The sequence below is a fragment of the Longirhabdus pacifica genome (assembly GCF_004115085.1).
In the GTDB taxonomy this organism is placed as follows: Bacteria; Bacillota; Bacilli; order Paenibacillales; family DSM-105158; genus Longirhabdus; species Longirhabdus pacifica.
Window position 1 is genome coordinate 21,210 of record NZ_QXJP01000031.1, and the last position, 10,786, is coordinate 31,995.

Annotated in this window: 15 protein-coding genes; 1 reads left to right on the top strand and 14 read right to left on the bottom strand. The window is 37.0% G+C overall.

Features of this window, described 5'->3' with window-relative positions; all coding sequences use genetic code 11:
• Position 1 precedes the first annotated feature (1 nt).
• The 13 genes from amaP to D1Z92_RS16230 all read right to left on the bottom strand — a co-directional run bounded on the left by amaP (position 2) and on the right by D1Z92_RS16230 (position 9,724).
• Entirely contained in the window at positions 2-550 is a 549-nt protein-coding gene (gene amaP, locus D1Z92_RS16170; protein ID WP_128896721.1) for an alkaline shock response membrane anchor protein AmaP, read from the bottom strand.
• A 90-nt stretch (positions 551-640) separates the two neighbouring features.
• Entirely contained in the window at positions 641-1,045 is a 405-nt protein-coding gene (locus D1Z92_RS16175) for an Asp23/Gls24 family envelope stress response protein (protein ID WP_128896722.1), read from the bottom strand.
• Between the two features lie 160 nt (positions 1,046-1,205).
• Positions 1,206-2,549: an acetyl-CoA carboxylase biotin carboxylase subunit gene (gene accC, locus D1Z92_RS16180; RefSeq protein WP_128896723.1), complete on the bottom strand. Its 1,344-nt coding sequence runs from the start codon at positions 2,547-2,549 to the stop codon at positions 1,206-1,208.
• 19 nt (positions 2,550-2,568) lie between these two features.
• Positions 2,569-3,072: an acetyl-CoA carboxylase biotin carboxyl carrier protein gene (gene accB, locus D1Z92_RS16185; RefSeq protein WP_128896724.1), complete on the bottom strand. Its 504-nt coding sequence runs from the start codon at positions 3,070-3,072 to the stop codon at positions 2,569-2,571.
• Positions 3,073-3,522: 450 nt separating this feature from the next.
• Complete coding sequence (locus D1Z92_RS16190) at positions 3,523-4,140, bottom strand: SpoIIIAH-like family protein (RefSeq protein ID WP_128896725.1); 618 nt, start codon at positions 4,138-4,140, stop codon at positions 3,523-3,525.
• Between the two features lie 28 nt (positions 4,141-4,168).
• A complete protein-coding gene (spoIIIAG, locus tag D1Z92_RS16195; RefSeq protein WP_240666786.1) occupies positions 4,169-4,786 on the bottom strand; it encodes a stage III sporulation protein AG in 618 nt (205 codons plus the stop codon).
• A 117-nt stretch (positions 4,787-4,903) separates the two neighbouring features.
• Positions 4,904-5,614 carry a stage III sporulation protein AF gene (spoIIIAF, locus tag D1Z92_RS16200; protein WP_164931675.1) on the bottom strand — a complete coding sequence of 237 codons (711 nt, stop codon included), beginning with the start codon at positions 5,612-5,614 and terminating at the stop codon, positions 4,904-4,906.
• A gap of 56 nt (positions 5,615-5,670) precedes the next feature.
• Positions 5,671-6,843, bottom strand: coding sequence for a stage III sporulation protein AE (spoIIIAE, locus tag D1Z92_RS16205; RefSeq protein ID WP_128896727.1), 1,173 nt, complete (start codon positions 6,841-6,843; stop codon positions 5,671-5,673).
• A gap of 19 nt (positions 6,844-6,862) precedes the next feature.
• Positions 6,863-7,252, bottom strand: coding sequence for a stage III sporulation protein AD (spoIIIAD, locus tag D1Z92_RS16210; protein WP_128896728.1), 390 nt, complete (start codon positions 7,250-7,252; stop codon positions 6,863-6,865).
• Positions 7,253-7,282: 30 nt separating this feature from the next.
• Positions 7,283-7,486 (bottom strand): stage III sporulation protein AC, encoded by a 204-nt coding sequence (spoIIIAC, locus tag D1Z92_RS16215; RefSeq protein WP_128896729.1) that lies wholly within the window; start codon positions 7,484-7,486, stop codon positions 7,283-7,285.
• Positions 7,487-7,516: 30 nt separating this feature from the next.
• Positions 7,517-8,035 carry a stage III sporulation protein SpoIIIAB gene (spoIIIAB, locus tag D1Z92_RS16220; protein ID WP_164931676.1) on the bottom strand — a complete coding sequence of 173 codons (519 nt, stop codon included), beginning with the start codon at positions 8,033-8,035 and terminating at the stop codon, positions 7,517-7,519.
• Positions 8,016-9,014: a stage III sporulation protein AA gene (gene spoIIIAA, locus D1Z92_RS16225; protein WP_164931677.1), complete on the bottom strand. Its 999-nt coding sequence runs from the start codon at positions 9,012-9,014 to the stop codon at positions 8,016-8,018. The genes spoIIIAB and spoIIIAA overlap by 20 nt, the downstream gene beginning before the upstream one ends.
• 446 nt (positions 9,015-9,460) lie before the next feature.
• Complete coding sequence (locus D1Z92_RS16230; protein ID WP_128896732.1) at positions 9,461-9,724, bottom strand: YqhV family protein; 264 nt, start codon at positions 9,722-9,724, stop codon at positions 9,461-9,463.
• Positions 9,725-9,918: 194 nt separating this feature from the next.
• Here D1Z92_RS16230 and comA point away from each other — a divergent pair, with 194 nt between their 5' ends.
• Positions 9,919-10,716: a phosphosulfolactate synthase gene (gene comA / locus D1Z92_RS16235; RefSeq protein ID WP_164931678.1), complete on the top strand. Its 798-nt coding sequence runs from the start codon at positions 9,919-9,921 to the stop codon at positions 10,714-10,716.
• Here comA and D1Z92_RS17900 read toward each other — a convergent pair.
• Complete coding sequence (locus tag D1Z92_RS17900) at positions 10,690-10,782, bottom strand: IS3 family transposase (RefSeq protein WP_370741244.1); 93 nt, start codon at positions 10,780-10,782, stop codon at positions 10,690-10,692. The two genes, comA and D1Z92_RS17900, sit on opposite strands and share 27 nt — an antisense overlap.
• Positions 10,783-10,786: the final 4 nt, after the last annotated feature.

Below are 10,786 nucleotides of genomic sequence, written 5' to 3' on the forward strand. Positions count from 1 at the left end.
CCTATTCTACACGTTGTGAAAACGTCTGGGTTTGCGTAATGTTAGCGATGATTACGGATACTTTTGCTACAGGAACACCTGTAATTTCTTCCACATAATCATTGACTACTTTTTGCATTTGTTCTGATAAATTAGGGATTGGCTTTTCACCGTCTACCATGGTTTTAATTTGAATTAATAAGCCTGTTTGATCCACATTAACCTTCACTTTTAATTCTTTTATGCCTTGTATTTTGCCGGCAGACTTCAACACTAAATTTTGTACCGTCTCAAGGGAAATTTGAATATCACCAAAATCTGTGCGTTGATCGATAGAAGCACCTTTCATCCCTTTCTTCATACCAATAGATGCATACAACAAACGAATACTAATCAATAGTAAAACAGAGAGCCCCGAGATAATATACGCTTTGAGCAACATATTGCCTTCTAGTTCAAAGAAAATCGTCATCATTTCGTGTTCATTGGCGGTAAAGAAAATGGCCATTGATGCAACAACAATGCCTACTATACTAAGCAAAAACGTGAAAATTCTATCCATTACGTTCATTTTCCTGCTCCTTCCATAGCTACAGCTATCTCTTTCTAAAGATACTGCTCCCTCTTCTCAGAAAAGGGAGCAGTAAGATGTATACTATAATTACTTCACTCTTTGTACTGTTTCTTCTTCTGTTTTTTCCGCTTCTGCAAAATGCACATCATGAATATGTACATTTACTTCCACCACTTGCAGTCCCGTCATGGATTGGATTGCATTTTGAATATTTTGCTGAATTTCCGATGCTACATCTGGAATTCTAATGCCATATTCAATAATAACGGAAACATCTACTGCTGCTTCTTTTTCTCCAACTTCCACTTTAACACCTTTTGCAAGGTTTTTTCTTCCTAACCATTCAGCAATTCCGCCTACGAAACCGCCACTCATACTTGCTACACCTTCTACTTCGACCGTTGCCAATCCAGCTATAATTTCTACAACTTCTGGGACAATATGAATTGAGCCTAATTCCGTTTTTTGAAAATCAGGAGTAAGAGCTGTCATTCTGTTAACCTCCAATAAAATAGTTGCTTACTATGATGCTATAACCTATGTTAAATTTCTCTGTGCTTTTTACAGTTAACATTTTTTTCTTTCTTACTTTTATAATATAGCATTTATCAATCTTTATGACAATTACTTGTACCACTAGGGTACATCCACCTTAAACTTCGTTTTCTTCAAGGAATTTAATGTCGCAAGTTCCTTGCTTGAATTTTGGATGTTCTAATATTTTCAGATGGAATGGAATCGTGGTATGTATTCCCTCAATAGCAAATTGCGACAATGCACATTCCATTTTTGCAATCGCCTCTTCTCTAGTGTTACCATGGACAATCACTTTTGCAATCATGGAATCATAGTGTGGAGAGATAGTATAGCCTTGGTAAGCTCCACTGTCTATGCGAACACCATAACCTCCCGGTGGTAAATAAAAATGAATGTTACCTGGAGATGGCATGAAATTTTTGTCTGGGTTTTCTGCGTTGACACGACATTCAATAGACCAACCGGTAAACTTCACTTCGTCTTGGGTGAATGAAAGTGGATTGCCTTCCGCAACGGAAATCATTTCTTTAATAAGATCAACGCCTGTTATCATTTCTGTAACTGGATGTTCCACTTGAATTCTCGTATTCATTTCCATGAAATAAAAATTCCCATCAGGGCCTAACAAAAACTCTAACGTTCCTGCACCAGCGTATTGCACTGCTTTTGCCGCCCTAATAGCTGCTTCCCCCATACTTCTTCTTGTATTTTCCGTAAGCACAGGACATGGAGCTTCTTCGATTAATTTTTGTCTTCTTCGTTGTACAGAACAATCGCGTTCTCCTAAGTGAACAACATTGCCGAACTGATCCGCAATAATTTGTATCTCTACATGCTTCATGCCTGTTAAGAATTTTTCCAAATAGACTCCTGCATTACCGAAAGAACTTTGTGCTTCTTGTTGTGCGGCAATGATTTGTTTTTCGAGACTTTCTTCATTGTCTACAATACGAATACCTTTACCGCCACCACCTGCTGTTGCTTTAATCATAACAGGATAGCCGATGTCAGCAGCTAAGGCCAGTGCCTCATCTACACTTTCAATTAAACCGTCCGATCCAGGAATGACCGGCACATCTGCATCTATCATCGTTTGTTTGGCTACAGACTTATCTCCCATTTTACTTATTGCTGTAGGTGAAGGACCAATGAATTTAATATTGCAAGATTCGCATATCTCTGCAAAATCAGCATTTTCAGCAAGAAAACCGTAACCTGGATGAATCGCATCCACATCCGTTAAGGTTGCAACACTCATAATATTAGTTAAATTCAGATAACTATCTTTTGATGCTGTGGACCCTATACAATAAGCTTCATCTGCCAACTTAACGTGGAGTGCATCTTTATCTGCCTCTGAGTATACCGCTACTGTTTGAATGCCTAATTCGTGACATGCTCGTATAATACGAACAGCGATTTCTCCCCGATTTGCAATTAGCACCTTATTGAATTTCATCTAAAAATCCTCCTAATTCTTATGACAATTTAATGGAGAATAGAGGTTGTCCGTACTCTACTAATTGTCCATTTTCCACTAATATCTCTAGTACTTCACCTTTCGTTTCCGCCTCAATTTCATTCATTAATTTCATTGCTTCTACGATACATACTACAGTATTTTCACTTACCTTATCACCAACGCTAACATAGTCAGGAGAATTTGGTGATGGGGCAGTATAAAATGTTCCTACCATTGGAGAAGTAATAACATGTGTGTTTGCATCTTGCTGTTGTGATTGTACTGCTTGGCCTTCGATATTTACTGAAGCTTGTTCTGTATTTAATTGTGGCTGCACTTGTATGGGATTTTTGATCTCTGGCATGCTAGGAATTGTAGTTTCAGTTTGCATGACAACCGTTTCTACTTTCCCTGGTTTGCGCAAATGTATTTTTTCGCCGTCTTTAGAAATTTCAAATTCTTGTATGTCAGATTCATCAATTAAACTAATTAGTTGTTTGATCTCTTCTAGATTAAACACACTATACCACTCCTTTTTCATTAACACGTTGAACATCATTTCAACTTGACGATAGTATTATATCACAATCTTTTAAAAGGTCACTAACTTGTTTACAATAATTCGTTTTCATGGTGAAAAAAAAGCCGATATACCATGACCATGGTGAGATGTTACATCATTAAAACAGAATAAAACACAGAAAATTTTAAAAAATATGACTTATATCCGTTTCATGTGCCCAAATAAGATACATCAGTTTAGTATATAATATTCGTCCCGTTTCATTTACGCTTTTTATAAACAGGTCCACTTTATATGCAATAAAGTACTAAAATATACTTATGTTGAGCATATATGGGCACTATTATAACATTTTTAGGATGAAAATAAAAATGAGGTGGAGTAGGACCCCACCTAGGACGAATAACATGAAACAATATAAGTTCTTTGAACAAGTTCATTCAACTATTATTGAATCGTATGAATGACAATCTCATTTGCTGCTAATTGCAACTCATCCATCATTAACTCTGTAATATTAACAGCTTGCGTCTTTTCCAAGCTTTCTGTCTGCACACTCACTTTCCACTTATCTTCTTCTTTGGAGACGACAGCATAGTTATAATCTTTCAACAGTTCTGCTTCAATTGCTGCAATAACGGCCATTTCACCCTCTAATTCAGAGTATTGTTCGTATGCTTGTGACATTGCTTCAGTACTTTCACCCGTTGTAATGATCGTCATGAGTTCTTCCGATTTTTTCTCGTAAGCTTCTTCACGATTTATTTGTTGTTGCACCAAATTATCGAGTGCGGACATATTTTGTTGTGCAATTTGTTCTAAAATAGCATCATCTGCGCTCATATCACTGGTTGCTTCTTGTCCAGTTCCTTCTGCTGTCGGCTCTGACCCTACTCCTACCATATTAACATCTGGGCCAAAGTAATCCTGATCCTGATTCTGATCCCAACCTGGTTCTCCTGCAAGATCTCCATCTTGGCCTCCTGTAAATAAGTAGTAAGCCGATAATATAACCATAATGCTTAAAATAGATACTAACCAAATCGTTTGTCTTTTTGTATTCATTTATGATCCACCTTTCATATTTTTAAATTTAGCTTTGTTTTCTGGGGGAAATGGATACACGATGTGCTGGTACGTCTAACCCTTGCGTAACCGCTTTTAAAATAAGATTTTTTACTGTCGCATTTTCAGCACCGTTCGCAACGACGATAATGCCTCTAATGTCTGCTTGTACGGTTTTTAAAATGACTGGTTGCTCATTATCCCCTGACCCACGGAGTACTAACTCCCCACTTCGTGTGATGTCACTAATAGAACGCGTCGCACCTTTTATGTCTCTTTCTTCAGTTTGTTGATTCGTTTCTCGCAAATCTTTATGCACAATAATCTCTTCTGTAGAATCCACAGTCACCATCACTTCCACGTCTCCTACTCCAACGATTTTCTCCAATATTTCTTTAATTCGTTGTTCATAGTGATGTTCTGTTTCCGTAAAAATAGATGTATTCTCGTCTTGCTTTAAAAAAGTTTCATTCACTTCTTCTGGGGGCTGAGGGGAGGCTCTCCCGTCATTTAAATTTTCTAATTTTTGCGTAGTTAAAAAAGAATTTAGTATTAAGATCATCACACCAATAAGCCCAATGATTAAGAGCCATCGCATTTTGTTGCCCGATTTTGCATCGTCTTTATGCTTCATATTTTTGGACAAGAGATCTATCCACTTTTTAAAAATACAGCCTCACCTCCCTTAAAGCATTTTTCAACTTCTAACGTTACTGTATTTTCAATTTCATGTATGATTATCAACCATGTCGTGTGGCATGGGCTATTGAAGTAAAATTACAATGTCATCTTCGTTGACGCCCCATTGTTCATAAAACAATGCTTTTACTTCATTTTTTATTGCCTTGAATTGTTCATCTTCTTGCTGTACTTTCGTACTCTCTTGTTGTTTCAAATCTTCCAAATTTACAGAATGGAATTCGATGGTGATCTCTTCCACTTCTTTTACGGGGGCGACAACAGCAATTCCGCTACTCACTTCTTCTGGTGTTTCTTCTTGTGCATGTAAATGTACTTCCACGTTTGTAATTGCAGATTGCACTACTTCCTCTTCTGATTGTGAATCTATTTTGACCATGATATCCTTGACACTCCATGGTTTTACAACCTCAATAAGCTGTGTGTTCATCTCTTCTGCTATCTGCTGCTCAATCCATTTCGCTGTCAGTGTTTCTTGCTTTGTCCTTAAATCATTTCCTTGCTCCATTACTTCAGCCAAAGATGGCATTTCATTCTCTCCAACATTTTCGTCCCACACATTATTTATACTTTGTTCTGAAAATAACTGCTCAACATTAAAATCTGACTGGATAAATGAAATGATCGGAGAAAGTATAGTAAGTATAATAAATAAACTAATGGTTACTTTCGTATACCGCTGCATGGATTTATTAGGCAATATTAATTCCACAAAGGATGCAATTAAAATGATAATAATAATTTCACGGAGCCACTCACTTAACCAATCAATCAAAGAAAGACACTCCTTTTCTATGCACACCATTGTAGTAAAGAAACATTTACCTTGCGCTAACGCATCATGACCGATACATTTCCAGCAGTAATTAATATCGTAATGGCCAAGAAGAACATGAAACCTACGGCCGCAACGGATGCAAAAACATATAACATATTTTTGCCTATTGTTCGTAGACAGTCTCCAATGGGGCTGGAACCTAGAGGCTGCACTAAGGCAGCTGACAAGTTGTAAATGAGAGCCAAAGCCATAATCTTAATAGCGGGAAAAGCGCAAAGAAACACGACGATAATCACACCGACAATACCTATTGAATTTTTAACTAATAGTGATGCACCGATGACCGTATCTGACGCTTCAGAAAACATTCTACCTACAACAGGAACAAAGTTACCGGTTATATATTTTGCCGTTCTAATCGTTACGCCATCCACTGCTGCAGATGTCGTCCCTTGTACAGAGACAACGCCAAGAAAAACTGAAAGCACAATACCTAATATGGCAATACTAATATTTTTCAATAAATTCGCTAAATACGTCACTTTATAGTTTTCTGTAATCGAGCTGACAATACTGAGTACCGCTGAAAAAAACAGCAGTGGGAATATGACCGTATATATTAACGTTCCAATCGTATGAATCATGAGTACAATTAGGGGATGCAAAAGAGAAACCGTTACTAAATTCCCCATAGAAGCTAATAAAGTTAATAAGAGTGGTAGCATAGAAAGCATAAAATGAATCATACTGGAAATCGCTGATTTCGCATAATCAATCGTAATGCTGAAACTGTTGATAGCAATGACAATAAGTAAAATGTAAGTCACACTATATGCAACTTTACTTACCGTTTTATTCTCAAATGCATTTTGAAATGTTTCGAGCAGCACACTAAAAACAGTAATGAGAATAATCATCGCTAATAATCTGCCATTGTATACCACTTCATGAAATAAAAATTTAAGAATGCCTTGTAAAAAGGTTGTTACACTAAAATTTGTTTCTTTAGATGTAATCATTTCAATTAGGCTCGGTGACTTGGAATCTGTAATAAATTGACCGTATTCTTTCATTAAATTATTCCAGTACTGTTCCATTTCTTCTGTTTGCAATTGTTCTGTTTGTATTTCAATCCATTTATCTGCTGGACTATCTGCATGAGCAAAAGTAATTTGAAATCCGAAGATGATCCATACGATAAGCAAAATGGTTACATATTTCGGCATTGTATTACCCAGCCTCCACTCAAGTTGGCAGCAACCCGATTACGGTTTCAATAATGACAGTGATAATGGGTAATGCCATAAATAAAATTAATACTTTCCCTGCTAGTTCGATTTTTGAAGCAACAGATTCTTGTCCAGCATCTCTTACGATTTGCGCACCAAACTCAGCAATATAGGCGATACCGATTATTTTTAGCACGGTTTGCAAGAACACCATATTGACATTGGATGCATTAGCTAGTTGTTCAACGACCTGAATGATAGAAGATAACTTTCCTATTAGAAATAAGAAGATGGCAATTCCTGCGAAAATGGTAATAATAAAAGCAAATAACGGTGTTTGTTCTTTTATAATCAATGTCAGTATTGTAACAATAAAGCCAATGCCGACGATTTGAATGATTTCCATTACAGTCACCTTCTGCTCATGAAGATAAGTTTACTGAAAGAGAAAAATGGCCTTTATTTCTGTTAGTAATTCATCCAACAGGCGTATAACCATAAAAAGCACGACCACAAACCCAATCAAGGTAACCCAATGGGCCATATCTTCCTTTCCCATCTGTTTTAAAACGGTGTGAATCATTGCAACAATAATACCAATCCCCGCTATTTGAAAAATTGCGTTAATGTCTACACTCATGACACCCAAGCACCTCTTCCGCACTTCTGTCTATAACAAAATGATCGTTACCAACAAACCAGTTAAAATTCCAAGACTTCTCCACATTTTACTTAACCTCATTTGATTTGCTCTTGCATGTTCTTCTTCCATCTGCAATTGCTGTACAGCCAACTGAATATGTTTTAACTGATTGTCTTGGTCAGAAAGCCCTAATGTACTTCCTAGCCTTTCTAAAATTTCTTTTTCCGCTTTTTTCATGGCTGTTTTTCTCCAATGTTTGCTTATACCGTAAAGCCAACATTCTTGTGTACTAGTCCCTTCCTCTGACAACATCATGGAAATGTCGTAAAACATATTTGCAAGAGGAGGAGAAGGTATCACTTTACTAATATGTTGCAATGCTTCGGGTAAAGGAGTTAAACCATAGGTTACTTCTGTCTGCAATCGTTGCATCGCATGAATACATAGTCTGAGCTGCGATGTTCTAGCATGTATTCTTGCAGCTTGTGAAAATCCAATCATTGTACTAGAAAATAAAATAAATACACTACCGAATAATTGGAGCATCAAAATCACTCTCTTTCTTTTGCAACAGTGATTTCAACAAATTTCCTTTTTGATCATACACTCTGAATTGGAGTTTCGTTGCTTCTCTTTTAAGCAGGACATATCTTTCAAAAAATTCCCCCATTAACGGATGGTGAAAACACAATCTTTTCTGTACTTGATTGATTTGGTTGCCGTGTATTGTTGCTATCATGCGTATACCTGCGTGAAGTGCTTCAAATAAAGCATCTACATCTTCTTTTCTACCAATTTCATCCACAATGAGCACTTCTGGGGACATCGAACGTATGAGCATCATCATCCCTTCCGCCTTTGGACAACGATCGAGCACATCCGTCCTTGCTCCAACATCAAAAGTTGGAATCCCTTTCACACATGCCCCAATTTCTGATCTCTCATCCACTATGCCTACTTTCAGCCCTGTTTGCATTCCTTGTCCGTTATTACCGTTACTTAACGTTCTGGCTAAATCTCTTAAAAGTGTTGTTTTTCCGTGACGTGGTGGGGATATAATTAAGGTGTTATATACGGTAGCTTGTACATGATCCCGCAAATAAGGAAGTAATGGATGGCTGACATGATGAATAGGTTTGGCAAATCGAATATTGAAGCAGCTGATGTGTTTCATCTGTTTGACTTTCCCGTTTTGCGTAATGATTTCTCCTGCTATACCCACTCGATGTCCTCCAGCAACGGTAATATACCCATGCTTTATTTCTTCTTCAAATGAGTAGAGTGAGTGCTGAGTCAACATATTGATTAATTGTCTGCAGTCTTCTTTACTGACGATGTACGCCATTCTAAAATCTTGAGTCAGTTTTCCGCTGTCTGTTAAAAAATAAGAACCTTCATTGGTCTCCATTTGCAGGGCTCTAGCTTCTCTTAATCGTATTTCTTCTATTTTTTTTAATTGCTCTGATGAAACACCTGCTAAAATACGGCGTAGCATGGGGGGGAGAATCGTTAAAATTTGATTCACTTCATTTCCTCCAAGTTGTCCACTGTTTACATCCATATCTATGCAAAAGGACAACAATTATGACTAAATATGATATAGATAAGTTGAATGAACTTGTTCAAGCAACTTATTACTGCTAATCATAAGATGGAAAAATTACAATATTACAACCTTTACGCCTGGCTACTGAGGCGTAAACTTTTATTCCATTATTTCTTCATCTTATATCTACGTTGAATGAACTTGTTCAAGCAACTTATTACTGCTAATCATAAGATGGAGAAATTACAATATTACAACCTTTACGCCTGGCTACTGAGGCGTAAACTTTTATTCCATTATTTCTTCATCTTATATCTACGTTGAATGAACTTGTTCAAGCAACTTATTACTGCTAATCATAAGATGGAGAAATTACAATATTACAACCTTTACGCCTGGCTACTGAGGCGTAAACTTTTATTCCATTATTTCTTCAAAACACCGACAAATAAACAGCACACACCAACCAAAATCCACGCCATCTTCTGCATAGATAGTTTGTCCGACAAACCTACCAATCCAATTGTAGTGGTTGCTATGAGTACTAGCGGCCCGACAAATGCTAGGCTTGTATTAATTAAGAGTGCTTTATCCAATTGATGTATTCTATACATAAGGAAGGCCGCCATTATTTCTATTGAGCCGGAAATGATGCGAATAACAACCATAGTAAGTATAAATTTATTCATCCTCACTTACTCCTAACCTCATGGAATTATACTGTTTCCATTATGTAACCTCCTTTATATTTGATTGTATGCAAGCTTGTATCTATTTATCATTACAATTACGAAAGATAGGCACATGTCACCTAACGAAGTATTGGCGCATATATTAATTCCAGGTATCATACAATTAAATGATAGTTAGGGGTTTTACACCGATGAAAGACTTTCCCAAACTAACTTGGCACAACGTTATAGAAGACCCTAGTAAAGAGCGAAATGAGAACTCTACTTCTCATAGAGGCGTTACCATGGTGATTGATAAAGGAGTTCCTTTACAATATTTCATAGATTACCTCATACTATGCAGCAAATATATTGATGTCATTAAACTTGGTTTTGGAACAAGCGCACTTTATCCTATTGACATATTGAAGGAAAAAATTAAAGTAGCAAAGCAATTTGACATCACGATTGTACCCGGTGGAACGTTCATGGAAGTGGCTATACTGCACAATAAAGTCGATACTTATCTTGCCACATGTGAGCAATACGGGTTTAACGGTATTGAAATTTCAGATGGAACAATATCGTTATCTGTTAAAGAAAGAAACGCTCTCATTAAAAAAGCGATTCGTCCTCATTGGAAGGTGATTACAGAATACGGAAAGAAAATATGGGGTTCCTCACTGCAAGTAGATGCTTTCATCGACACTGTTCAATCTGATTTAACTGCGGGTTCTTCATTCGTCATTATTGAAGGAAGAGAAACAGGGAAAGGTGTAGGCATTTATGATGATGAAGGGAAAGCAGATCAAGAGAAGTTGCATCTTGTGGAAAAAAAATTAGGAAGTATGAATCATATTATGTGGGAAGCACCTTTAAAGTCTCAACAAGTATTTTTCATTCAATCCTACGGTGCAAATGTTAACCTAGGAAACATATGCTACGATGATGTTTTAGCATTGGAGTGGATTGTCAACAGAAAGCTAGACAACTTTTTTAAGGTCAGCTAGTTTATATTGAACAGGGCTCATGTAGCCCAATGTTCCATGAATTCGAATATGATTATACCAGTGCACATAG

Coding starts and splice junctions, on each gene's coding strand:
- comA (WP_164931678.1), top strand. CDS start 9,919: ATGAAAGACTTTCCCAAACTAACTTGGCACAACGTTATAGAAGACCCT.
- spoIIIAD (WP_128896728.1), bottom strand. CDS start 7,252: ATGGAAATCATTCAAATCGTCGGCATTGGCTTTATTGTTACAATACTG.
- D1Z92_RS16175 (WP_128896722.1), bottom strand. CDS start 1,045: ATGACAGCTCTTACTCCTGATTTTCAAAAAACGGAATTAGGCTCAATT.
- spoIIIAC (WP_128896729.1), bottom strand. CDS start 7,486: ATGAGTGTAGACATTAACGCAATTTTTCAAATAGCGGGGATTGGTATT.
- accC (WP_128896723.1), bottom strand. CDS start 2,549: ATGAAATTCAATAAGGTGCTAATTGCAAATCGGGGAGAAATCGCTGTT.
- amaP (WP_128896721.1), bottom strand. CDS start 550: ATGAACGTAATGGATAGAATTTTCACGTTTTTGCTTAGTATAGTAGGC.
- spoIIIAB (WP_164931676.1), bottom strand. CDS start 8,035: ATGCTCCAATTATTCGGTAGTGTATTTATTTTATTTTCTAGTACAATG.
- D1Z92_RS16230 (WP_128896732.1), bottom strand. CDS start 9,724: ATGAATAAATTTATACTTACTATGGTTGTTATTCGCATCATTTCCGGC.
- D1Z92_RS16190 (WP_128896725.1), bottom strand. CDS start 4,140: ATGAATACAAAAAGACAAACGATTTGGTTAGTATCTATTTTAAGCATT.
- spoIIIAE (WP_128896727.1), bottom strand. CDS start 6,843: ATGCCGAAATATGTAACCATTTTGCTTATCGTATGGATCATCTTCGGA.